At 66.5% G+C, this 21,178-nt stretch carries 22 protein-coding genes; 6 read left to right on the forward strand and 16 right to left on the reverse strand.

Annotated features, from left to right (window positions below; all coding sequences use genetic code 11):
- Position 1: 1 nt before the first annotated feature.
- The 7 genes from L1787_RS25740 to L1787_RS12455 form a co-directional block, all read right to left on the reverse strand.
- The gene (locus tag L1787_RS25740; RefSeq protein WP_255720495.1) at positions 2-133 is read right to left on the reverse strand and encodes a hypothetical protein; all 132 of its coding nucleotides are present in this window, start codon (positions 131-133) and stop codon (positions 2-4) included.
- Positions 130-798: an SCO family protein gene (locus L1787_RS12430; protein ID WP_235709182.1), complete on the reverse strand. Its 669-nt coding sequence runs from the start codon at positions 796-798 to the stop codon at positions 130-132. The genes L1787_RS25740 and L1787_RS12430 overlap by 4 nt, the downstream gene beginning before the upstream one ends.
- Positions 799-803: 5 nt before the next feature.
- Positions 804-2,240 carry an MFS transporter gene (locus L1787_RS12435; RefSeq protein WP_235709183.1) on the reverse strand — a complete coding sequence of 479 codons (1,437 nt, stop codon included), beginning with the start codon at positions 2,238-2,240 and terminating at the stop codon, positions 804-806.
- 175 nt (positions 2,241-2,415) lie between these two features.
- Positions 2,416-2,778 carry a PRC-barrel domain-containing protein gene (locus tag L1787_RS12440; RefSeq protein WP_235709184.1) on the reverse strand — a complete coding sequence of 121 codons (363 nt, stop codon included), beginning with the start codon at positions 2,776-2,778 and terminating at the stop codon, positions 2,416-2,418.
- A gap of 77 nt (positions 2,779-2,855) precedes the next feature.
- Complete coding sequence (locus L1787_RS12445; protein ID WP_235709185.1) at positions 2,856-3,134, reverse strand: exodeoxyribonuclease VII small subunit; 279 nt, start codon at positions 3,132-3,134, stop codon at positions 2,856-2,858.
- Positions 3,135-3,145: 11 nt separating this feature from the next.
- On the reverse strand, positions 3,146-4,072 hold the full coding sequence (locus tag L1787_RS12450; protein ID WP_235709186.1) for a histone deacetylase family protein: 927 nt from the start codon (positions 4,070-4,072) through the stop codon (positions 3,146-3,148).
- Positions 4,069-5,076 carry an L-threonylcarbamoyladenylate synthase gene (locus L1787_RS12455; RefSeq protein WP_235709187.1) on the reverse strand — a complete coding sequence of 336 codons (1,008 nt, stop codon included), beginning with the start codon at positions 5,074-5,076 and terminating at the stop codon, positions 4,069-4,071. Before L1787_RS12455 ends, L1787_RS12450 begins: the two co-directional genes overlap by 4 nt.
- 288 nt (positions 5,077-5,364) lie before the next feature.
- Between L1787_RS12455 and L1787_RS12460 the strand changes: the two genes are divergently transcribed.
- From L1787_RS12460 to L1787_RS12485, 6 genes are all read left to right on the forward strand, one after another.
- On the forward strand, positions 5,365-7,131 hold the full coding sequence (locus tag L1787_RS12460) for an acyl-CoA dehydrogenase family protein (protein ID WP_235709188.1): 1,767 nt from the start codon (positions 5,365-5,367) through the stop codon (positions 7,129-7,131).
- A 323-nt stretch (positions 7,132-7,454) separates the two neighbouring features.
- Positions 7,455-8,678: an ABC transporter ATP-binding protein gene (locus L1787_RS12465; RefSeq protein WP_235709189.1), complete on the forward strand. Its 1,224-nt coding sequence runs from the start codon at positions 7,455-7,457 to the stop codon at positions 8,676-8,678.
- Between the two features lie 120 nt (positions 8,679-8,798).
- On the forward strand, positions 8,799-9,845 hold the full coding sequence (locus tag L1787_RS12470; protein WP_235709190.1) for an ABC transporter substrate-binding protein: 1,047 nt from the start codon (positions 8,799-8,801) through the stop codon (positions 9,843-9,845).
- A 160-nt stretch (positions 9,846-10,005) separates the two neighbouring features.
- Positions 10,006-11,298, forward strand: a complete 1,293-nt coding sequence (locus L1787_RS12475; protein WP_235709191.1) for an ABC transporter permease — start codon at positions 10,006-10,008, stop codon at positions 11,296-11,298.
- Between the two features lie 4 nt (positions 11,299-11,302).
- Positions 11,303-12,145: an ABC transporter permease gene (locus tag L1787_RS12480; RefSeq protein ID WP_235709192.1), complete on the forward strand. Its 843-nt coding sequence runs from the start codon at positions 11,303-11,305 to the stop codon at positions 12,143-12,145.
- Positions 12,146-12,396: 251 nt separating this feature from the next.
- Positions 12,397-13,122 carry a hypothetical protein gene (locus L1787_RS12485; protein ID WP_235709193.1) on the forward strand — a complete coding sequence of 242 codons (726 nt, stop codon included), beginning with the start codon at positions 12,397-12,399 and terminating at the stop codon, positions 13,120-13,122.
- Positions 13,123-13,143: 21 nt separating this feature from the next.
- On the opposite strand, the gene L1787_RS12490 is transcribed toward L1787_RS12485, so the two are convergent.
- The 9 genes from L1787_RS12490 to L1787_RS12530 are packed head-to-tail and all read right to left on the reverse strand — an operon-like array spanning position 13,144 to position 21,164.
- Entirely contained in the window at positions 13,144-13,815 is a 672-nt protein-coding gene (locus L1787_RS12490; RefSeq protein ID WP_235709194.1) for a phosphoribosylanthranilate isomerase, read from the reverse strand.
- 14 nt (positions 13,816-13,829) lie between these two features.
- Positions 13,830-14,414: a biotin transporter BioY gene (locus L1787_RS12495; protein ID WP_235709195.1), complete on the reverse strand. Its 585-nt coding sequence runs from the start codon at positions 14,412-14,414 to the stop codon at positions 13,830-13,832.
- Positions 14,415-14,423: 9 nt separating this feature from the next.
- A complete protein-coding gene (locus tag L1787_RS12500) occupies positions 14,424-15,395 on the reverse strand; it encodes a 5-oxoprolinase subunit C family protein (RefSeq protein ID WP_235709196.1) in 972 nt (323 codons plus the stop codon).
- Positions 15,392-16,261, reverse strand: a complete 870-nt coding sequence (locus L1787_RS12505; RefSeq protein ID WP_235709197.1) for a 5-oxoprolinase subunit B family protein — start codon at positions 16,259-16,261, stop codon at positions 15,392-15,394. The genes L1787_RS12500 and L1787_RS12505 overlap by 4 nt, the downstream gene beginning before the upstream one ends.
- Positions 16,262-16,274: 13 nt before the next feature.
- Positions 16,275-17,636: an acetyl-CoA carboxylase biotin carboxylase subunit gene (locus tag L1787_RS12510; protein ID WP_235709198.1), complete on the reverse strand. Its 1,362-nt coding sequence runs from the start codon at positions 17,634-17,636 to the stop codon at positions 16,275-16,277.
- Positions 17,637-17,873, reverse strand: a complete 237-nt coding sequence (locus L1787_RS12515; protein WP_235709199.1) for an acetyl-CoA carboxylase — start codon at positions 17,871-17,873, stop codon at positions 17,637-17,639.
- Positions 17,874-17,919: 46 nt separating this feature from the next.
- Positions 17,920-18,648 carry a LamB/YcsF family protein gene (locus L1787_RS12520; RefSeq protein ID WP_235709200.1) on the reverse strand — a complete coding sequence of 243 codons (729 nt, stop codon included), beginning with the start codon at positions 18,646-18,648 and terminating at the stop codon, positions 17,920-17,922.
- A gap of 15 nt (positions 18,649-18,663) precedes the next feature.
- Positions 18,664-19,650 (reverse strand): ABC transporter permease, encoded by a 987-nt coding sequence (locus L1787_RS12525; RefSeq protein ID WP_235709201.1) that lies wholly within the window; start codon positions 19,648-19,650, stop codon positions 18,664-18,666.
- A complete protein-coding gene (locus L1787_RS12530) occupies positions 19,650-21,164 on the reverse strand; it encodes a sugar ABC transporter ATP-binding protein (protein WP_235709202.1) in 1,515 nt (504 codons plus the stop codon). Before L1787_RS12530 ends, L1787_RS12525 begins: the two co-directional genes overlap by 1 nt.
- Positions 21,165-21,178: the final 14 nt, after the last annotated feature.

Here is a 21,178-nt window from a genome sequence, read left to right on the forward strand (position 1 = left end):
TCTATTGGCAGAGGAGGAAGCCGGCCTCCACCATCGCGCCGAACACCGCCGCCGCCGTCTCGGACCACATCACGATGCCGAGCGTCAGAAGGAAGGCGAACGCGCCGAGGGAAAGGCTGGCGACCGGGTTCATTCGTTGACGAGATCTCTCAACTGGGCGACGACTTTTTGCTGCGTGTCGGCGGCGAAGGATTCGTCCTGTCGCGCGCTCGGCTGCATATATGGGATGTAACCAGCATACGCGCCATTCTCATCGAAGAGAAGCGTGTCGGCGGTGTGGTTCATCGTGTAGCCGCCATTCGCGAACGGCACCTTTTCGTAATAGATGCCGTATTCGTCGGCCATCGCGCGGACGGCGTCGGGGTCGTCGGCGGTGAGGCCGATGATCCGCTCGTCGAAGGCGTTCAGATATTGCTTGAGGAGGGCGGGCGTGTCGCGCTCCGGGTCGACGCTGACGAAGACGATGTTCAGCTTGTCCGCGTCCTCGCCGAGCGCCTCCAGCCATTGATGGGCGTCGAGCATCGAGGTCGGGCACACGTCCGGGCAGTGGGTGAAGCCGAAGAACATCGCGCGCGGCTTGCCCTCGAGATCGGCCTCGGTGACCGTCTCCCCGTCATAGTTCGTGAGCGTGAAGGGGCCGCCGGCATTCTCGTAGCGGGCGCGGTGGAAGGCCGCGCCGACGGACGACGCGGCGTCGACGGACGGTTCTCCGAAGAAGGTCTTGCCGACATAGACCCCGGACACGACAGCCCCGAGGACCAGGACGAGGCCCCATAGGACCATCCGTACGCTCTTCATTTCGATCAGCCTTTTGCGTTTTCCGCACTATCGGCATCGGCATCGGCTTTTTGTAGGGGGTGCGTCCGTCGGTCCCCCTCGCTGATGGCGTCTTCGAGCGTTTGGTCGCCGTCGCCGGTCTCCGCGCTCGCCTCTTCGTCCGGAAGGGTCTCACCGGGGTTCGGCGCGAAGAACGGCGTTTCGAGGAGCGGGTCGTCCTCCGGGATCGGCTCCGGCGTCAACGCGCCGCCGACGGGGGCGGTGGAGAAGATGTCGAAGTCGGAGCGCATCTCCTCGTCCGGGCGCTCGCGGGTGAGGACGCGCACCATGATGAAAACGGCGAGCCCGATCGCCGCGATCGCCATCACCAGGAAGAGACCGCCGGGGCCGAAAATGTCCATCGCGAAGGCGGACAAAAGCGGGCCGACGGTGGAGCCGATGCCATAGAGGAGGATGAGGGCCGAGCTCGTCTCGACCATGTTGTCGGGCTCCGTCCAGTCGAACGCGTGCGCGGCGGCGAGCGAATAGATCGGCAGCATCGTGAAGCCGACGACGAGGCCGAGAACGAGGATCAGCGGGGCCGGCATGAAGTCGGAGAAGGTGAGGAGGAAGCTCGCCGCCGCCGTCGCCACCACGGCGACGAGGATGACGATGCGCCGATCCACGAAATCCGACACGCGGCCGAACGGGTACTGGCCGAGCGCGCCGCCCACCATCGCGGCGGAGACGAAGATCGCCGCCTCGTTCTTGGTGAAGCCGACATCGACGGCATAAATCGCGCCCAGCGAGAAGAGTGAGCCGGTCATCACGCCGCTGGTGAAGGTGCCGGCGAAGGCGGCGGGGGCCACACTGAAGAGAAGGTGCGGCCGGAAGCGCACGACGGGGATCGCCACCGGCTGGCTCGCGCGCGTCAGCGCCACCGGAACCGCGGCGAGCGACAGCATGATCGAGCAGAAGGAGAAAAGGGCGAAATTCGTCACCGGCATCGTGGTGATGATGAGCTGCCCGATCGTGATCGTCACATAGGTGATGATGACGTAGGTGCTCATGACGACGCCGCGGGTGACGTTCGTCGCTTTTTCGTTCAGCCAGCTCTCGACGATCACGAGGATCCCGGAGATGCAAAAGCCGATGGCGAAGCGGAAGATAATCCACTCGATCTCGCCGATGATGAGCGGGAAGGCGAGCGCGGCGGCCGACACGAGGCTCACCATCGCCGCGAAGGCGCGGATGTGGCCGGCGCGCAGGATCACGAACGGGGCGAACAGGCACCCCGCGACGAAGCCCGCATAATAGGTTGAGCCGAGAAGGCCGATCGACAGCCGATTGAAGCCTTCGACGTCGGCGCGCAGGGGCACAAGCGTCGATTGCAGGCCGAAGCCGAGATAAAGAAGGCCGACGCCGATGAGCAGCGCGGAGACGGGGGCGAGCGCCGCCCGCATACTGACCGAGCCCGTCGTCATGTGAACCCGCCTGGATGACCGAATTGAGTGATGGCGCGTTACGCTGACCCGAGCCTGTTGTCGAGCCACATTCTAGTTAAGCGAAACGACCTTTGCGCGCACCTGATATGACGCCGCGGCGGGGCCGACGCGCGACATGGGCTCAGCGCCGTCGTCGGCCTCTTCGCGGCGCCGCTCAGATCCAGAGGGTGCGGCCGTAAAAGCCGTGGATGTCGCGGTGGTAGGTGTCGTCCTGCCAGTTCGGCTCATCGTGCTTGGGAAAGCGCGGCGCCTTTTCGAGCTGGTCGCGCGAGACGGGGACGACATAGCCCTCTTTCGTCTCGTCATAATGCAGCAGGTCCCAGGGGAGAGGATGATACTCCTCGCCGATCCCGAGAAAGCCGCCGAAAGACATGATCGCGTAACGGACGCGTCCGTCGTCCTTGCCGATCACGATATCCTCGACGGTGCCGAGATGTTGGCCCTCGGTGCTGAACACCGGCGTGCCGACCACGCGCCCTGCGCGGATCGTGTCATAACGGGATGTGTCTTCGGCCATCGTCTTGTCGTCCTTGGCAATTTACAGGGGAAACCGACAAACCGGCTCGGCCGTTCCCGTCGCCCTGCGCGCCTGCGTCAAAATGGAATGTCGGACTCCCCGTCGAGCGGCTCGACGCCGGTGGCCGTCCCGTCGGTCTTCAGGCGGACCTTCTCGACGCGCATTTCGGCATTTTTCAGCAGCGTGTCGCAGCGCGTCTTCAGCGCTTCGCCGCGTTCATAATAGGCGATCGATTCTTCGAGCGGGACGTTGCCCTTCTCGAGCTTGTCGACGATGGCTTCGAGCTCGCCCATCGCGGCTTCGAAGCTGAGCTCTTCGACGGGCTTCGCTTCGGCGAGCGCGGGAGCTTCGGGCATGGTGTGATCCTTCAGGCTTTCGCGAGGGTTGCAACGTGGGCCGCCGCCGAGCGGCCGAGCGCGGCGAGATCATAGCCGCCTTCGAGGCATGACACGAGGCGATCGCCGCAGAACTCGTCGGCGATCTCCATCATGCGTTCGGTGATCCACACGAAATCGTCCTCCAGGAGGCGGATATCGCCGAGCGGATCGTCGGCATGGGCGTCGAAACCGGCCGAGAGGATGAGGAATTCGGGCGCGAAGGCGCGGACGGCGGGCATCGCGACGGTGTCGAAGATGTGCCGATAGGCGGCACCGACGGTCCCGGCGGAGAGGGGAAGGTTCACGATATTGCCGACGCCGCGCTCGGTCGGCGCGCCGGTGCCCGGATAATGCGGGCTCTGATGGGTCGAGACGTAGAGGACGCTGGCATCGCGCTCGAAGATGTCCTGCGTGCCGTTGCCGTGATGGACGTCGAAATCGACGATTGCGACCCGGCCGATCCCGTGCGCCTTCTGCACATGGCGCGCGCCGATCGCGACATGGTTGATGAGGCAGAACCCCATCGGATGCGCCGTTTCGGCGTGATGGCCGGGAGGACGGGAGGCGATGAACGCGTTCCGCGCTTCGTCCGCCATCACCGCGTCGATGGCGTTGATCACCCCGCCGCTCGCCAGACGGGCGGCGATGAAGGAATGGGGGCCGACATGGGTGTCGGCATCGAGCGCGATCATACCGCTGTCCGGGATCGCGGCGGTGAGGGTGTCGATATAGCTCGACGGATGACAGGCGGCGATCGCCTCATAGGGGGCCGGGGTCGGGCTGCGCCGATCGAGATGGGCGAATTGCGGACCGGACAAAGCCGTTTCCACCGACGCCATGCGGGCCGCGCACTCCGGGTGATTGCGCGGCGTCTCGTGGCGCGCGAAGGCGGGGTCGGTGTAGAGCAGCGTCGTCATGGATGGGGCTCGCTGGGCTCGGGGCGGGGCGCTGCCGCGCGCTGAAGGCGGTCGCGGATCGCGGCGCCGATGCCGTCCGCGGGGATGGGGGAGACGGCGATGACCGCGGCGCCGGTGGCGTCGAGGGCGCGCAGGCCAGCGTAGAGCATGCGCGCGGCCTCGCGCAAATCGCGCGTTGGCGACAGCCGCACCGTCCGCTCCGGCGCGGCGCGGCTCGTCTCGTCGCCGAAGGCGAGCCAGGCCTCGTCCGGCGCGACATCGGCCGCCTCGACATCGAGGCGGAGGCGCGCGCGGGGCGCATAATGGGAGGAAAGAAGGCCGGGCGAGCGGAGCGGTCCGTCGCCGATCGGGGCGGGGCGCTCCGCGAGCGGGCCGATGACCGCCTCGATCTCGTCCGCCGCGACCGCGCCGGGGCGTAAGATCGCGGGCGCGGGGCCGCTCATGTCGATCACCGTGGATTCGACCCCGATCGGGCAGGGGCCGCCATCGACGATGAGGTCGATCCGCCCATCGAGTTCCTCCGCGACGGCAGCGGCGGAGGTGGACGTCACGCGGCCCGACCGGTTGGCGCTCGGGCCGACGAGCCCGCCGATCCGCGCGGCGACGGCGCGGATGAGGGGTACGTCCGGCACCCGCAGCGCGACCGTCGGTCCGCCCGCGCAGGCGGTGTCGGCAAGAGCGGCATCCGTCCGGCGCGGCAAGACGATGGTCAGCGGTCCTGGCCAGAAGGCGGCGGCGAGCGCTGCGGCCGCCGGCGAAATCTCGGCAAAGCGCGCCGCATCCTCGAGGCTCGCGACATGGACGATCAGCGGATTGGTGGCCGGCCGGCCCTTCGCGGCGAAGACGGCGCCGACCGCGGCGGGCGAGGTGGCATCGGCGCACAGGCCATAGACGGTCTCGGTCGCAAGGGCGACGAGCCCGCCCTTCGCGAGCACCAGGACCGCACGGTCGACCGCCTCGTGCATCGGCTCGGCCGCGATCGTGGCCGTTGTGAGGGCGGCCATGTCAGCACCCACCCCGGATGGCGGCGCGGGCCGCTCTGGCGGCGCGTCGCGGCGGATAGAGGGCGCACGGAGTGGGCATGGCGTGGGGCTGGGTCAAATGTCGCAAGGAATTGGGTCTGTCGATCGGAACGTGGCCGGCGTCGGGCGGTCGTCGCGGATGGTCGCTTCGACGGACAGATAACGGGTGCGACCGCGCCCAACAAGATTGCCAATGCCGGCGGCGGATGCGTCCCGCCTCGGGACGCGGTAAGTAGAGGACAAAGCAAGAGGCGGAGCGGGGGGGACATCATGACCTATCAGGCCCAAGTCGAAGATATCGTCTTCGCGCTCGAGAAGGTCGCCGGTCTCGGCGCGGCGCGCGATGCCGGTATCGGGGCCGATCTCGGGGCCGAGGACGTGCGCGCCATCGTCGGCGAGGCGGCCCGGTTCGCCGAGACGACGCTCGCGCCCCTCAACGCCGTCGGCGACCGCGAGCCGACGCGCCTCGAAAACGGCGTGGTGACGACGGCGCCCGGCTGGCGCGAGGCCTATCGCCTCTGGATCGACGGGGGCTGGGGCACACTCACCGGCAATGTGGAGCATGGCGGGCAGGGCCTGCCGATGGCGCTCCAGACCGCGCTTTGCGACATCTGGAACCAGGCGAACGCGTCGTTCGCGCTCAACCCGATCCTCACCGTCGGCGCGATCGAGGCGCTGGAGGCGCACGCCTCTGAGGAGCTGAAGGCGCTCTATCTGCCGAACCTCATAGCCGGCACGTGGACGGGGACGATGAACCTCACCGAGCCGCAGGCGGGTTCGGATGTCGGCGCGCTGAAGACGCGCGCGGTGCCGGACGGGGATCGGTATCGCCTGTTCGGCCAGAAGATCTTCATCAGCTATGGCGAGCATGACCTTTCGGACAACATCGTCCACCTGGTTCTCGCCCGCCTGCCGGACGCGCCGGACGGCACGCGGGGCATTTCGCTCTTTCTCGTGCCGAAATTCCTCGTCGAAGCGGATGGGACGCTCGGCGCGCGCAACGACGTCACCTGTGTCGGCCTCGAACATAAGCTCGGCATCCACGCCTCGCCGACCTGCACCATGGCCTATGGCGACAAGGGGGAGGGCGCGATCGGCTACCTGATCGGCGCGCCGCACCAGGGGCTGCGGGCGATGTTCACGATGATGAACAACGCCCGCGTCCAAGTCGGCGTCCAGGGCATGGCGATTGCGGAGCGGGCGCGCCAGCAGGCGCTCGCCTTCGCCAAGGAGCGGCGCCAGGGCCGGGCGAGCGGGGCGACGAGCGGCGATTCGGTGCCGATCATCGCGCATCCCGATGTTGCGCGGATGCTGTTGTCGATGCAGGTGCTGACGGAGGCGGCGCGCTTCATCTGCTATTCCTGTGCCGTCGCCATCGACCGCGCCTGCGCTGGTGGATCCGATGCCGCCTTCTGGCAGGCGCGGGCCGATCTCTTGACCCCGATCGCCAAGGCGTTCTCGACCGATATCGGCGTCGAGGTCGCCTCGATCGGCATCCAGGTGCACGGCGGGATGGGCTTCGTGGAAGAGACCGGCGCGGCGCAATATTACCGCGACGCACGGGTTTTCCCCATCTACGAGGGCACGAACGGCATTCAGGCGATCGATCTCGTGCGGCGCAAGATCGGCCTCGAGGATGGGCGCGTTCTGACCGCCTATCTCGACGAGCTGTCCGAGATCGCACACCGGGCGCGCGGCGCGAACCGGCTGGAGCTGTCGGGCCTCGCACAGCGACTCGACGTGGCGATCGAGGCGGTGGCCAGCGCGGCGCACGCGTTGCAGGAGAAAATGGCGCGCGGCGAACTCGACGAGGCGCTCGCCGGGGCGACGCCGTTCCTGCGCGCCATGGGGACGACCGCCGGTGGCGCCTATCTGTGCAACGCGGCTCTCCTCGCCAGCAAAGGCAACGAGGGCCGCCGCGCCGCGCTGGCGCAATTCTACGCCGAGGCGATGCTCGTCACCGTCCCGGCGCTGACGAGCGCCGCGGTCGACGGCGCATCCGACGTTCTCGCCGCGGCGGCCTATCTCGAGGCGTAACGCGCGCCGGGCCGCTCCGCCCCCGGCGGAGGCAAAAATCCGGGGATTGGCGGATCGCCGGCCGAACGCCGATCCGCGCGGCCGCGACGCGCCGGCAACGGCCTCGCGGCGCGCTCGATCGCGGGGTCATGGCTGCGGCGGCCGGGGCGGCATCCGAAATATTCTGTTCGGCTCCGGGTTCGTTTGTTCCCGACCCATTGCCCCAATGTGAACACATTTTTCTCGCCCGACCGCCGTCTGTTCTCCTCCCGCCGATCGGCATGGAGGCAACCTGGCCCGATCATTGCTAGTACACCCGTTGGTTGACCGCCGGATGTCGTCGAATGAGCACCGGTGACACGTGGCCGGTCTCCATCGGATTTGATGACGCCGACCACGAAGGGTTGACGATCGGCAAGGCGGCGTGCCGTACTTGCTCTAAATTGAAACGGAGGCAGGTTCTGGCCAATCAAGCGGAACGATCCGTCGGCGCTGCGGTGACCTTCGACGGAGTGCAAAAAAGCTACGACGGGGAGACCCTCGTGGTGAAAGATCTCAACCTCAAGATTGCAGAGGGCGAGTTCTTGACGATGCTGGGCCCCTCCGGTTCAGGCAAGACCACATGCTTGATGATGCTGGCAGGGTTCGAGCCGCCGACCCACGGTGAAATCTACCTCGACGACAAGGCCATCAGCCAACTTCCGCCGCACAAGCGGGGCATTGGCATGGTCTTCCAAAATTACGCCTTATTCCCGCACATGACGGTGGGGGAGAATCTCGCCTATCCGCTCAAGGTGCGGGGGATGTCGAAATCGGAGATCCGCGACCGGGTGGAGCGGGCGCTCGGCATGGTCGAGTTGTCCGGTTTCGGCGGCCGCCGCCCGGCGCAGCTCTCGGGCGGCCAACAACAGCGCGTCGCCGTCGCCCGTGCGCTGGTGTTCGAGCCCAATCTCGTCCTGATGGACGAGCCGCTCGGCGCCCTCGACAAGCAGCTGCGCGAGCAGATGCAGTATGAGATCAAGCACATCCACGACAATCTGGGCGTCACGATCGTCTACGTGACGCACGACCAGACCGAAGCGCTGACGATGTCGGACCGGGTCGCCGTCTTCAATGACGGGGTGATCCAACAGCTGTCTCCGCCCGAAACGCTCTATGAGAATCCGACGAATTCCTTCGTTGCGCAATTTATCGGTGAGAATAACAAGCTTTCTGGAACCGTATCAAAGGTGATCAACGGGGAATGCGAAGTCGAGCTTGACACCGGGGCGACGGTTCATGCGACGGCCGTCAACGTTGACGGCGAAGGTTCGCGCACAACATTGTCATTGCGACCCGAGCGCGTGTATATCGGGCCGGAGGGCACCGATAATACGCTCGATGGCCGGATCGAAGAGCTCATCTATCTGGGGGAGACGATCCGGGCCCGACTGACGGTCGCGGGCAACGACCAATTCATCGTCAAGGTGCCCAACCGGGGCTCCAGTACGGGTCTGACCGAGGGCGCGTCCGTCACGGTGGGATGGTCCACGGCCGACTGCCACGCGCTCGATCCGATCGCGACCTGACATAACGGCCGGCTCCCCGGCGGGGCCGAATGCACATCACCGGCGTCCAAGCTGGTGCGAGGAACAAGAGGGAGACGAGTTTTGCTGAAGCAACTAGCACTCACGGCCGCGGCGTCCGCCATGGCGATTACCGCAGCGACCGCCCAGGACAGCCTGACGATCGTGTCCTGGGGCGGGGCCTATTCTGAGAGCCAGCTCAAGGCCTACGACGAGCCCTATACCGAAAAGACCGGCGTTCAGATCCTCCACGAGGACAAGTCGAACCAGGCGCTCGCCGGCATCCGCAGCCAGGTCGAGGCGGGCAATGTGACCTGGGACGTCGTCGACATGCTCCAGTCCGACGCGCAGCGCGCCTGTGACGAGGGCCTGCTCGTCGAGATCGAGTTCGACGAGTGGCTCGCCCCCGCACCCGACGGCACCCCGGCGTCCGAGGACTTCATCGAGGGGACGACCGGCGACTGCTTCGTGCCGCAGATCCTCTATGCGACGATGTTCGCCTACAACACGAACGCCTTCCCGGACGGTGGGCCGAAGACGATCGCGGACGTGTGGGACCTCGAGAAGTTCCCCGGCACGCGCTCCTTGGAGAAGATCCCGCAGAAGAATCTCGAATGGGCCCTGATGGCCGACGGCGTTCCGGCCGACGAGGTGTATGAGCTCCTCGCGACGGAAGAGGGCCAGGACCGCGCCTTCGCCAAGCTCGACGAGATCAAAGGCAACGTCATCTGGTGGGAGGCCGGCGCGCAGCCGCCGCAGCTCCTCGCCGACGGCGAGGTGACGATCGCCTCCGCCTATAACGGCCGCATCTTCAACGCGCAGGTCAACGAGGACCAGCCGTTCGAGATCATGTGGGACGGTCAGATGTTCGAGGTCGACGGCTGGGTGGTCCCGGTCGACAACGACAATCTCGAGCAGATCAAGGACTATCTGTTCTTCGCCACCGACACGCAGCGCCTCGCCGATCAGGCGAAGTACATCGCCTATGCGCCGGCGCGTGAATCCTCGGTGCCGCTCGTCGGCAATCACGAGGCGACGGGCGTGGACATGAAGCCCCACATGCCGACCTCGCCGGAGAACTTCCAGAACGCCGTTCGCTTCGACGTCGAGTTCTGGGCCGACTATGGCGACGCGATCGAAGAGCGCTTCAACGCCTGGCTCTCCTCCTAAGCGAGAGCGACGGGGCGGCGCGCGTCGCCGCCCCACCTTCCCCGACGGGCGTGGTGCGCCCGAACCTGATGCGGCGAACGACGGATGACGTTTTGCTTATGACCGATCGTCTGGGGTGTGCGGTCCCCCTCCTGGGGACGAGCGACAAGGACAGCGCGCAATGACCGATGCAGCCGTTTCCCCCGGAATGGGTCTCAATCAGACCGCCAGCAAATCCGCGCCACTGACCACGGCCGACGGCAAGCCCCTCAAGGCGGCTCTGCGCAAGGCGAACGGACGGGCGCGGCGCAACGCGCTCCTGTTGGTCGCGCCGCTCTTCGTGTTCCTGCTCTTCACCTACACCATTCCCATCGTTCAGATGATGGCGCGCTCGGTGATGAACCCCGAGGTCGCGAACAACCTGCCCAACACCAGCGCCGCAATCGGCGATTGGGACGGGGAGGGGCTTCCGAGCGAAGAGGTCTTTGCCGCGATGGCGCAAGACCTCAAGAATGGCGGACGCTCCACCATCGGCCGCGTCGCCGCCCGCCTCAACACCGACATGCCGGGCCTGCGCTCCACCATGATGGGCGCGATGCGCGATGCCGACGAGTTCCAGGCGCCGTTCAAGGAGGCGCTCCTCGCCGATGACGACGATTGGGGCGATCCGCGCCTGTGGACGCTGATCAAGCGCGAGACGCGTACGATCACGCCGGCTTATTATCTGCGCGCGCTCGACTACGAATATGATCAGGCGGGCGAGATCGTGCCCCGGCCGGAAAATCTCCAGGTCTATCGGTCGATCTTCTGGCAGACCGCGTGGATGAGCGGGCTCATCACGATCCTCACCATCCTGATGGGCTATCCGGTCGCCCATCTCCTCGCGACGCTGCCGCTGAAACGCGCCAACCTCCTGATGATCCTGGTGCTGCTCCCGTTCTGGACCTCGCTTCTCGTGCGAACGTCGGCGTGGATCGTGCTGTTGCAGCAGGAGGGCGTGGTCAACAACTTCCTCGTCTTCTTCCAAATCGTCGACGACAATGACCGCATGCGGCTGATCTACAACCGGATCGGCACCATCATCGCGATGACGCACATCCTGCTGCCGTTCATGATCCTGCCGCTCTATTCGGTGATGAAGACCATTCCGCCGAGCCTCACCCGCGCGGCCCGGTCGATGGGCGCGACGCCGCTGCGGGCGCACCTCACCGTCTATATGCCGCTCACCATTCCGGGGCTCGCGGCCGGCGTCCTGCTCGTCTTCATTCTGGCGATCGGGTACTATATTACCCCGGCGCTGGTCGGCGGCGAAGGCGGCATCTTCATCTCGAACCTGATTGCCGACCGGATGACGGGCTCGCTCTCCCAGCTCCGTCTCGCGCTCGCCCTCGCGACGATCCTCCTCGTCGGCGTCCTCGTCCTCTACTGGCTCTTCAACCGCCTCGTCGGTGTCGAGCGCCTGAAGTTTGGGTGATCCGATGGCTCTTCCCGATCACGCCACCCGCCTCGAGCGTGTCTGGCACCGCACCTATCTGATCATCTGCGGCCTGATCTTCTTCTTTCTGGTCGCGCCGATCATCGTCATCATCCCGCTGTCGTTCAACGCGACGCCCTATTTCACGTTCACGAAAGAGATGCTGACGTTCAACCCGGACGGCTATTCGATGCGCTGGTACGACGACCTCTTGTCGTCGCGCGAGTGGATCCGGTCGATCCAGAACTCGTTCTTCATCGCGATCACCTCGACCATCATCGCGACGACGCTCGGCACGCTTGCCGCGCTCGGCCTGTCACGCCGCGAGATGCCGGCGCGGGCGGCGATCACCGCCTTCCTCATCTCGCCGATGATCGTGCCCCTCATCATCACGGCGGCCGCGCTCTTTGCGTTCTATGCGCGGGCGAACCTGTCGCAGACCTATTTTTCGATCATCATGTCCCACGTCGTCCTCGGCGCGCCCTTCGTGGTGATCACCGTGACGGCGGCGCTCTCCGGCTTCGACAATCAGCTCATTCGCGCCTCCCAGTCGCTGGGGGCGAACCAGGTGACGACGTTCTTCAAGGTCATCCTGCCGCTGCTGTTGCCGGGCATCATCGCGGGCGGCCTCTTCGCCTTCATCACCTCGCTCGACGAGGTCGTCGTCGTCCTCTTCCTCGCGGGACCGGAGCAGACGCCGATGACGGTGCGCATGTTCTCCGGGCTGCGTGAGGAGATCAGCCCGACGATCCTGGCGCTCGCCTCGATCCTGGTCGCGCTGTCGATCGGTTTGTTGACGATGATGGAGCTGTTGCGCCGCCGCACCGAGCGCCAACGCAGCGGCTAGGCCGGGAGCCAGCGTCGATTGCCGTGGGTTTCCACGCCACGGCATACGGAAAGTTGTAAAAAGTTGCCGCAAAATTTGCGTCCTACGGATCGATTTTGAGTAAAGTCGATTTACTCGCCTTGATTGACGAATGGGACGGGCACACCTCGTCCTTGCCGGCGTCGGCCGGGCGAGGCGACACTGTTTGAATGCGATGAGGCGCTATGGAGGATCGTGCGAATTCGGTCGATGACCGATGCACCGACGAACCGTTGGCAGACACGCCCGGCGACATGATGGACGCCGGACCCTCAAGGCCTCCGGCCGGCGCCGCTTCCGATCTCGACGCGTTGGCGAGCGAGGCGCTGGCCAACGCGCGGCTCCAGGGGATCGCATCCATCGTCGCGGCTTTGCCGACGGCCGCGATCCTCGTCAAGGGGAGCGCCGCCGTCGTCGCGATCAATGCCGCGGCGCGGGCGCTCTGCGCCGAAAGCCACGTCTTCGTCGATTCCCACGGCCGGCTCCGCGCGCACGATCCGCAGCTCGAGGCGCACATCATCGCGACCGTCGTCGGCGCGCAGGACAATCCCGGCGAGCCGCAGCGCTTGCGGCTGTCGCGGCCGGAGGCGGATGGGGAGATCTTCGCCTCGATCGCGCATGTCGGCGGCCAATGGGGCACGGCGAGCATGCCGGGCGCGGAGAAGTTCGCCGGCGGCGCGCTCGACGCCGTGATCGTGCATCTGAGCCGCGAGGCGGGGGCGAGAGGCCGGGTGATCGACGGGATCAAGGGCCAATATGGCCTCGCCGATATCGAGGCGCGCGCGGTCTATGCGATCTATCGCGGCGACACGCAGGCCGCGTTCGCGCGGAGCGAGGAGATCCATGTCGCGCTGGTGGACGCGATCTGGGAGCGGGCGATGGCCCGCCTCGGCGTCAACCGGCGGCGCGATGTGGTGCGCCGCGTGGCGATGTTCACCGAATTGAGCGGCGATAACTGAGGCCGGTGGCGGCCCGGCCCGTCAGGCCCCGTAGACCGCGTCGTCCGCCGCCCGGATCGCGTCGAAAAAGGCGGTGAGGCGGGCCGGATCCAACGCCGTGTTCGGCCGCAATCCCGTGCAGACATCGAGCCCGAAGGGACGCACCTTGCGGATCGCGTCGGCCGCGTTCGACGGGTTGAGTCCGCCGGCGAGAAAGACCGGCGTCGTCACCGAGGCGACGCAGGCGGCCGACACGTCCCAGTCGTGGACGCGGCCGGTGCCGCCGAGTTCGTCGACCGAAGGGCGGCCGGAATCGAGAAGGAAGGTGTGCGGTCCGGCCCCATAGGCGGCCATGATGTCGACCGCGCCGCGATCTTCGACATGGATCACCTGGACCCGCCGCAGCCACGGCGCGCGTCGTTCGAGCGCGTCATGGACGGCCGGATCGACGTGCTGGACGATCTGCACCGTCGCGACGGCGCAGCGTTCGGCGTGGGCGAGGATCGCATCCGGCTCGGATTCGTAGGTGAGGATCCAGGGCGAGATCGGGGCGGGCACATGGGGGGTGATCGCCCGGGTGGTGTCGTCCGGGATCGGGCCGACTCCCGTCGGCATCGGACCGACGAAGCCGAGCGCGTCCGCGCCCGCCGCGATGGCGAGCGCAGCCTCGTCCACGGAGCGGATGCAACAGATCTTGACGCGTGTTCTGCGCATCCGTCCGGCCTCGCTCAGCGGGAAAACCGCTCGATGAGGTTCCAGGCGAACGGCATGACCGCCGTGCCGAGCGCGATCTTGACGATCGAGGCGGCGATGAACGGGGTGAGGCCGAGCGCGAGGACAGGCTTGTCCCAGCCGATGAGCGCGCCGAGATAGAGCGTGCCGGTGGCGAGGATGATGGCGGTGCCGATGGTCATCGCGGCGAGCGTCGTCGACACGCGGCGGTCCCAGCCGCGCTCGGCGAGCCAGCCGGTGACGACGGCGGCGAGGAAGAAGCCGATCAGATAACCGCCGGTCGGGCCCATCATGTAGGCGAGGCCGAGGCCGCGCTCGGGCGTGCCGGAGAACACCGGAAGGCCCATCGCGCCCTGGGCGAGATAGAGGGCGACGGTCGCCGCGGCGAGACGCCAGCCGAAGGCCATGCCGATCACCGTGATGGCGAAGGTCTGCATCGTCATCGGCACCGGATACATCGGGACGTGCACTTTCGCCGAAACCCACAGCACGAGGGAGCCGGCGACGGCGAGCATCACGTTGCGCGCGAGGCTGGGCGTCAGAAGGCGGTCGGCGAGAACTGGAGCGGATCGCGTGGTCATAAGGGGTCCTCAGGCGATTGAATCGCGTAGTTTGGCGAACTCTGCCCGCTGTTCATGGCGTGCAGCGAGCGCCTCGTCCATCGTCACGGCGACGAACCGTACCGTCTTGTTCGGTTGGAGCTGTCCGATCAAGTCCATATCGGCGGAAATCACCGTCCCGACCATGAAGTAGCCGCCACCCGACACGGCGTCGCGGTGGAGAACGATGGGCTCCGTGCCGCCGGGGATCTGGATCGAGCCGTAAGGATAGCAGGCATCGGTGATGTTGGAGGGGTCGGAGCCCGCGCCGAAGGGCTGTTCGCGCTCGACAAACTCCATCGGCCGGCCGCCCCGAAAGCGGTAGCCCATGCGGTCGGCCTCGGGCGCGACGGTCCAGGTGTCCTCGAAAAAGGCGGTCTGCGAGGCCGCGGTGATGCGGTGGATATAAAGCCCCGGCAAAGCCCGCAGCTCGACGTCTCCGGTGGGGATGCGGCGCAGCTCGGTCGGGATATAGCGGCCGTCCTTCGGAAGATCGGAGGGTCCGAGGGGAAGCTCGTCGCCCGCCGCGATCGCGCGACCCTTGAAGCCGCCGAGCGCGCCGATCGGGTAGGTCGAGCGGCTGCCGAGCGCGAGCGGCGTATCGATCCCGCCGGAGATCGCGATATAGGCGCGCGCCCCGCTCTTCAGATAGTCGAAGGTCAGGCGCTGGCCGCCCTTGACGCGGAAGCTCGTCCAGGTCGGCATCTCGGTGCCGTCGACCTTCGGCGGAAGGTCCGCGCCGCAAACGGCGACGATCCGGTCGTCGGCGAATTCGAGCTCCGGCCCCATGAAGACGGCTTCGAGCCCGGCCGCCCCCTCGTCATTGCCGACGAGAAGGTTCGCCGCGATCAGCGCGCGCCGGTCCATCGCCCCGCCGACGGGAATGCCGAGATGGAAATAGCCCGGCCGCCCGAGATCCTGGATGGTGGTCAAAAGGCCCGGATTGATGACGGTAACGGTCATTTCAGCGCCTCCAGGAGCTTGGCGTTGTAGGCGTCGATCCCCTTGTTGAAGTCGGCGAGATCGAAGGTGACTTCGGCCATTTTCGGAATGAAGCGCTCGGCCTCGACCTCGGCGAGGAGATGGTCGTAGGTCGGCCGGTCGATCGGCTCGAACTTCACGATGTCGCCGGGGCGGAAGAAGACCATGAAATCGCGCAGATAGGGCGCGCTCTGGGTTGGGTCGAAGATCGGCATCGGGGTGATGCCGAACATCTGGTACCCGCCGGCGCCGCGCACCGAATAGATGCACGAGAAGCAGCCGCCATAGCCGACCGTCTGTTTCGGCGTGTCGGTGCGGGGGCGCAGATATTTCGGCACTTCGATCTGCCGGGCGCGCTCGACCATCTGATAGAGGAACGGCAGGCCCGACACGAAGCCCACCATCGACACGAACCAGGGCGAAGCGGAGTGCGCGGTGATGAAGTCCTCCACCGAGGCATAGCCGTTGATCCGCGCGGCATATTCGATGTCGGAGCCGGAGGGATCCTGATGGCGCTCGCGAAAGCGCATCAGCGTCTCGTGCGTCCAGGGGTCCTGGTAGAAGACCGGAACCTCGATGATGCGCGTCGTGAGGCGCGACTCGGCCGTGTCGGCGACGCTCTCCATCGACTTCAACTGCTCGAGCAGCGCCTCCGGGTGGATCTTGTCCGGATTGAAGCCGATCTGGAAGGACGCGTTGGCGGGGCAGATCTCGGTGACGCCGTCGATGTCCGCATCGCGCACGGCGTTGGTGATGGCGAGAGACTTGAAGAAGGCGTCGAGGCTCATCGCCTCGTCGACCTCGACGAAAATCTGTTCGTCGCCTCCGAAACTGTAGCGTGCGCTCATTCAAGCTTCTCCGTCACAGGTGTTTGGCATTGTCGTCCAACCAGGTCTCAAGCCACGTGATGTGCGCCTCGCCGCGCCGGACTTCGGGCGCCTTAAGGAGCGCGGTGAAGAGCGGGAGCGTCGTCTTGAGGCCCCCGATCGTGAGTTCGCTGAGCGCCGCGCCGAGCCGGTCGAGCGCCGCCTCGCGCGTTTCGTCCCAGACGATGAGCTTGCCGAGGAGGGAATCGTAGAAGGGCGGCACCTCGTAGCCCGGATAGAGCATCGAATCCCACCGCACCCCCGGCCCGCCGGGCAGCCGCAACGCGTCGATCCGGCCGGGGAAGGGCATGAAATTGTTCGCCGGGTCTTCCGCGTTGAGGCGAACCTCGATCGCGTGGCCGCGGCGGACGATCTCGTCCTGCCGGTGGGGAAGGGCGCCGCCGCCGGCGATCTTCAGCATCTCGCCGACGAGATCGATGCCGGTGATCATCTCCGTCACCGGATGCTCGACCTGGATGCGGGTGTTCATCTCGATGAAATAGAAGTCGCCGCTCGTCTCGTCATAGAGATATTCGAGCGTGCCGGCGCCGGAATAGTCCACCGCCTCGGCGAGGCGGACGGCGGAGGCGGTGAGGGCCTCGCGCACCGTGGCCGGCAGCGCGGCGGAGGGGGCCTCCTCCCACACCTTCTGGCGACGGCGCTGAAGCGAGCATTCGCGCTCGAAGAGGTGGACCGCCCGCGTCCCGTCGCCGAGGATCTGGACCTCGACATGGCGGGCGGGGTGGACGACCTTTTCGACATAGAGACCGCCATCGCCGAAGGCGGCCGCGGCCTCGCCGCTCGCCTGGGAGAACAGCCGCTCGAACTCCGCGCCGTCATTGGCGACGCGGATCCCGCGGCCGCCACCGCCGGCCGCCGCCTTGATGATCACCGGATAGCCGATGGAATCGGCGATCTTGCGTCCCTCCTCGAGCGAGGCGACGCGGCCCTCGCTGCCGGGAACCGTCGGAACGCCGGCAGCCTTGGCGGCCTCGCGGGCGGCGACCTTGTCGCCCATCTTCGAGATGACGTCGGCGGACGGGCCGACGAAGGTGAGACCGGCCTCGGCGACGCGCGCTGCAAAGGTCGCGTTCTCGGCGAGGAAGCCGTAGCCCGGATGGACGGCGTCGGCGCCCGCGGCCTTCGCCGCCTCGATGATATTGTCGATCGACAGGTAGGATTTCGCGGCCGAAGGCGGTCCGATGAGGGCCGCCTCGTCGGCGATCTTGACGGCGAGGCTTTCGGCATCGGCGACGGAATAAGCCTGCACGGTCTTGATGCCGAGTTGCCGCGCGGCGCGGATGATCCGCACCGCGATCTCGCCGCGATTGGCGATGAAGAGGGTCTCGATCGCCACTTAGGAGGCGACCTCCGCGAGCACCATTCCGGCCGTCACCGGCTCCTCATTGTCGGCGACGAATTTCGTGATGGTGCCGGCGATCTCCGACTTCACCTCGGTGAAGGTCTTCATCACTTCGACGAGGCCGATCACGTCGCCGACCGCGACCGTATCGCCATCCTCTTTGAAGGCTGGCTGATCGGGCGCGGGCTTGCGGTAGAAGGTGCCCGGAAGGGGGGAGCGGATTTCTGCCATCGTCGTTTCCAGCGTGTTCTCGTTGAAAAAGGGGGCCGCCCAAGGATCAGGCGGCGTCGAGCCAGGGGGTGACGGCCGTTTTCACCGCCTTGGCGATTTCGACCGCGTTCGGCGTGTCGGAGTGGACGCAGATCGCGTCGGCCTTCACTTTGATCTCGCGGCCGGTGGTCGTGTTGGTCGTCCCGTCGCGCACGGCCTGGAGGCAGCGATCGGCCGCCTCGGCCGGGTCCATCGCCTCGTGGGTGCGGGTGATGATGATGAAGCCGTCATCGCCATAATCGAGGTCGGCGTAGAACTCGGCGATGAATTTGAGGCCGCGCGAGGGGTAGATCACCTCGTGCAGCGTGTTGGTCATTCCCATCACCGGCAGGTCGAAGATCTCCGCCGCGTCGGCGACGGCGTTCGCGACATGCTCGTTGCGCGCGGCCATACCGTAGAGCGCACCGTGCGGCTTGATGTGGCTCATCTCCATGCCCTCGGCGCGCAGAAAGCCGGCGAGGGCGCCGATCTGATAGATGAGCGCGTTGGCAATCTCCTCGCGGCTCATCTTCATCTCGCGCCGGCCGAAGCCCTGAAGATCGGGCAGCGAGGGATGCGCGCCGACCTTGACGCCGTGCGCCTTGGCGAGAAGCACCGTCTCGCGCATGTGGTTGGGGTCGGACGCGTGGAAGCCGCACGCGACATTGGCGACGCTGATCAGCGGCATGAGCGCTTTGTCGTCGCCCATTTTGTAGAGCCCGAAGCTCTCACCCATGTCGCAGTTGATGATGGTCATCGCGGATCCCTCCAATCAATCCTGCAGCGAAGCCATCATGCGAATCCTAATGCGATCTGCAATGACGGCCAGGATCAACAATCCACCGAGGACAACGGTCTGCAGGTAACTCTCGATCCGCGCGAGGTTCATTCCGTTCTGGACGAGGACGATGAAAAGCGCCCCGAGCACGACGTTTTCGACCCGGCCGACGCCGCCGCGCAGCGACACGCCGCCGATGATGCATGCGGCAATTGATTCAAGCGGCATCGAGGCGCCGATATTGGCTTCGCCGGTGTCGAGCCGTGCCGTCAGCAGCATCCCGGCGATCGCGGTGAGCGTCGCGCAGATGATGTACGTCACGAAGAGGACGCCCTTGGTGTTGATGCCGGAAAGGGTCGAGGCCTTGGTGTTGCCGCCGACGGCGTAGAAATAGCGCCCGAGCCGCGTCCAATTGACGATCAGCCAGACGACGATGATGAGGAGGACGGCGAAATAGATCGGCACCGGAACGCCCCAAAGCGTGCCGAAGCCGAACACGTCGCCGAAGGTTTGCGGCATGCCGTAGACCGGCGTTCCGCCCGTGAGGTAGAGCGCGATGCCGAAGCCGACCGACGAGATGCCGAGCGTCATGATGAACGGCGAGACGCCGAAGACGGCGACGCCGATCCCGTTCGCGACGCCGATCGTCGCCCCCGCCGCGATCCCTCCGATCGAGCCGACGACGATCGCGAGCCACGCCATGTCCGGCGCCATTCCCGCGACGGTCGACATCGTGAGTGCGCCGACGACGGAGGTGATCGCGAGCGTGGTGCCGACCGACAGGTCGAAGCCGCCGGTGAGGAGGGCGAACATCTGCCCGAGCGAGACGATCACCAGATAGACCGACTGGCGCACGACGTTGGTGAGGTTCTGCACCGTCAGAAAGTTGTCGGACGCGAGGGTGAAGATGACGAGCGCGGCGAGGAGCAGGAAGGGCAGGACCCCGACGGTGACGAAAATCCGCTTCAACGTGTGCGCCATCAGGCCGCCTCGCGCTCGAAGAAATGGGACAGGAGCGCTTCTTCGGTGATGGCCTCGCCCTCGAATTCGGCGCGGATTCGGCCACGATAGAAGACGATGGCGCGGTGGGACATGTGGAGGATCTCCGGCAGGTCGGAGGAGATGAGGACGACCGCCGCGCCGCGTTCGGCAAGGTCGGCGATGAAGCGATAGATCGCCGCGCGCGTGCCGACATCGACGCCGACCGTCGGCTCGTCGAAGACGTACACCTTGGTCTCGCGCGTCAGGCACTTGGCGAGGAGCACCTTTTGCTGATTGCCGCCGGAGAAATGGTCGACCGTGCGCTCGATGCGCATCGGGCGCAGCTCCATCCGCTCGGCGAGCGTCGTCGCAAGGCGCTTCTCGGCGCGTCTGTCGAGGCCGAGGCCCTTGGCAAGCGGCGGCTCGGCGAGGGCGGGCAGGGTGATGTTCTCCCGCACCGGGCGAATCATCACGAGGCCTTCGTCGCGCCGGTCCGGCGGAACGTAGAAGAGGCCGCGGTCCATCATCTCGCCCGGTTTGCGGCCGGTGACGTCCTCCCCGTCGAGGTGGACCGTGCCGGACTGGATGCGCTCGAGGCCGAAGGCGGCCCGCATCACCTCCGATTTGCCGGAGCCGACGAGCCCGGCGAGGCCGACGATCTCGCCGGCGCGCACATCGAGCGAGGCGGCATCGACCGAATGGCGCGCGGTGGTGAGGTCCGCGATCGTGAGCCGGACGTCGCCGATCTCGGAGCGCACCTCCGGGAAGAGCTCGGCGATCTCCCGCCCGGTCATCAGCTCGATGAGGCGGCCTTCGGCGACGCCGGCCTCTTCCGTCGCGACGAACTTGCCGTCGCGCAGCACGGTGATGCGGTCCGCGATGCGGCGGATCTCCTGCATCCGGTGGGTGATATAGATGATGCCGACCCCGCCCGCCTTCAGCCGGGCGACGAGCTCGAAGAGTTGGTCGGTCTCCCGTTCGGTGAGGGAGGCGGTCGGCTCGTCGAGGATGAGGACGTTGAGTTCGGCGCGGAAGGCCTTTGCGATCTCGACCATCTGCTGCTCGGAGCGCGTCAGCGTCTCCACCCGCGCGTTCGGCTTCAAGGGAAAGCCGAGCCGGTCGATGATCTCCACCGCCATCCGCTTGAGGCGCCGCTTGGCGAGGAGGCCGCCCACCGTCACCTCGGCGCCGAGAAAGAGGTTTTCGGCGACCGTCATTTGCGGCACCAGCGAGAATTCCTGGAAAACGGCGGATATCCCGCGGGCGCGCGCATCGTGGACGGAGGCGAGACGCATCGGCTCGCCGCGAAAGCGGATTTCGCCGGCGGTCGGCTGGTTGGCGCCGGCGAGGATCGAGATCAGCGTCGACTTACCGGCCCCGTTCTCGCCGAAGAGGACGTGCACCTCCCCGGCGCGCACGCCGAGGCTCACATCGTCGAGCGCGAGGACGCCCGGATAGCGCTTGGAAAGCCCCCGCACCTCGATCAATGCGGGCTCGGACGTCGCTGCGGTCATCGCGGCGCGCGGCG

Source organism: Acuticoccus kalidii, from assembly GCF_021556395.1.
Lineage (GTDB): Bacteria > Pseudomonadota > Alphaproteobacteria > Rhizobiales > Amorphaceae > Acuticoccus > Acuticoccus kalidii.

Excerpts from the sequence above, each read along its gene's own strand:
- L1787_RS25740 (WP_255720495.1), bottom strand. The coding sequence starts at position 133 with ATGAACCCGGTCGCCAGCCTTTCCCTCGGCGCGTTCGCCTTCCTTCTG.
- L1787_RS12430 (WP_235709182.1), bottom strand. The coding sequence starts at position 798 with ATGAAGAGCGTACGGATGGTCCTATGGGGCCTCGTCCTGGTCCTCGGG.
- L1787_RS12435 (WP_235709183.1), bottom strand. The coding sequence starts at position 2,240 with ATGACGACGGGCTCGGTCAGTATGCGGGCGGCGCTCGCCCCCGTCTCC.
- L1787_RS12440 (WP_235709184.1), bottom strand. The coding sequence starts at position 2,778 with ATGGCCGAAGACACATCCCGTTATGACACGATCCGCGCAGGGCGCGTG.
- L1787_RS12445 (WP_235709185.1), bottom strand. The coding sequence starts at position 3,134 with ATGCCCGAAGCTCCCGCGCTCGCCGAAGCGAAGCCCGTCGAAGAGCTC.
- L1787_RS12450 (WP_235709186.1), bottom strand. The coding sequence starts at position 4,072 with ATGACGACGCTGCTCTACACCGACCCCGCCTTCGCGCGCCACGAGACG.
- L1787_RS12455 (WP_235709187.1), bottom strand. The coding sequence starts at position 5,076 with ATGGCCGCCCTCACAACGGCCACGATCGCGGCCGAGCCGATGCACGAG.
- L1787_RS12460 (WP_235709188.1), top strand. The coding sequence starts at position 5,365 with ATGACCTATCAGGCCCAAGTCGAAGATATCGTCTTCGCGCTCGAGAAG.
- L1787_RS12465 (WP_235709189.1), top strand. The coding sequence starts at position 7,455 with ATGAGCACCGGTGACACGTGGCCGGTCTCCATCGGATTTGATGACGCC.
- L1787_RS12470 (WP_235709190.1), top strand. The coding sequence starts at position 8,799 with ATGGCGATTACCGCAGCGACCGCCCAGGACAGCCTGACGATCGTGTCC.
- L1787_RS12475 (WP_235709191.1), top strand. The coding sequence starts at position 10,006 with ATGACCGATGCAGCCGTTTCCCCCGGAATGGGTCTCAATCAGACCGCC.
- L1787_RS12480 (WP_235709192.1), top strand. The coding sequence starts at position 11,303 with ATGGCTCTTCCCGATCACGCCACCCGCCTCGAGCGTGTCTGGCACCGC.
- L1787_RS12490 (WP_235709194.1), bottom strand. The coding sequence starts at position 13,815 with ATGCGCAGAACACGCGTCAAGATCTGTTGCATCCGCTCCGTGGACGAG.
- L1787_RS12495 (WP_235709195.1), bottom strand. The coding sequence starts at position 14,414 with ATGACCACGCGATCCGCTCCAGTTCTCGCCGACCGCCTTCTGACGCCC.
- L1787_RS12500 (WP_235709196.1), bottom strand. The coding sequence starts at position 15,395 with ATGACCGTTACCGTCATCAATCCGGGCCTTTTGACCACCATCCAGGAT.
- L1787_RS12505 (WP_235709197.1), bottom strand. The coding sequence starts at position 16,261 with ATGAGCGCACGCTACAGTTTCGGAGGCGACGAACAGATTTTCGTCGAG.
- L1787_RS12515 (WP_235709199.1), bottom strand. The coding sequence starts at position 17,873 with ATGGCAGAAATCCGCTCCCCCCTTCCGGGCACCTTCTACCGCAAGCCC.
- L1787_RS12520 (WP_235709200.1), bottom strand. The coding sequence starts at position 18,648 with ATGACCATCATCAACTGCGACATGGGTGAGAGCTTCGGGCTCTACAAA.
- L1787_RS12525 (WP_235709201.1), bottom strand. The coding sequence starts at position 19,650 with ATGGCGCACACGTTGAAGCGGATTTTCGTCACCGTCGGGGTCCTGCCC.
- L1787_RS12530 (WP_235709202.1), bottom strand. The coding sequence starts at position 21,164 with ATGACCGCAGCGACGTCCGAGCCCGCATTGATCGAGGTGCGGGGGCTT.